Origin of the sequence: Chloroflexus islandicus (assembly GCF_001650695.1) — a bacterium.
GTDB lineage: Bacteria > Chloroflexota > Chloroflexia > Chloroflexales > Chloroflexaceae > Chloroflexus > Chloroflexus islandicus.
Genome location: NZ_LWQS01000015.1, coordinates 1 through 644 on the forward strand (window position 1 = coordinate 1; position 644 = coordinate 644).

Sequence of the window (644 nt, forward strand, 5' to 3'; positions counted from 1 at the left end):
CGCACCAAAATTGATCAGCAACCCATGCTCGATCCGGGTTGACTTCAAATACCCCAAAAGCTGCGATACATGCTCTGAAGTGAGCGCGCGTACTGCTTTCAACTCGACGATCAACCGTCCCGCAACAAACAGATCGGCAAAGTATTCGCCTAACATTGTACCATCCTCGTCAAACACCGCGATTGGATATTGTGATTTAACATCTAACCCTAATTTCGTCAAGCGATGCACCAAGGCATTCTCATACACCTTTTCCAGATGGCCGGGGCCGTGGTATCGGTGAATAGCATACGCCGTTTCGCGCACGATGTTGCAAAGTTGGTTGATGGTCTGCGCTGTCACGGTACTTCTCCTGTGATAAAAGCAACGATTTTGGGAATAGCCGCGAAGAGACGCAAATATGTTTGGGAATAGCCGCGAAGAGACACAAATATGTTTGGGAATAGCCACAAAGAGACACAAAATACGCAAAATTTTTTGTGTCTTCTGTGTCTTTTTGCGGCTCTTCTTTATCCATACTAGCATAGCTTTGGGAAGAGCCGCGAAGAGACGCAACACACACAAAATTTTTTGTGTCTTTTGTGTCTTTTTGTGGCTATTCCCCCTTGTGTGTCTTTTTGTGGCTATCCCCCCTTCGCTCGCCG

The 644-nt window shown here is 46.9% G+C and carries 1 protein-coding gene; it reads right to left on the minus strand.

The features are described 5' to 3' along the window. Positions 1-342 (minus strand): GxxExxY protein (locus A6A03_RS00500; protein WP_066782527.1); only part of this gene is annotated, 342 nt, incomplete at its 3' end. Between the last annotated feature and the right edge of the window lie 302 nt (positions 343-644).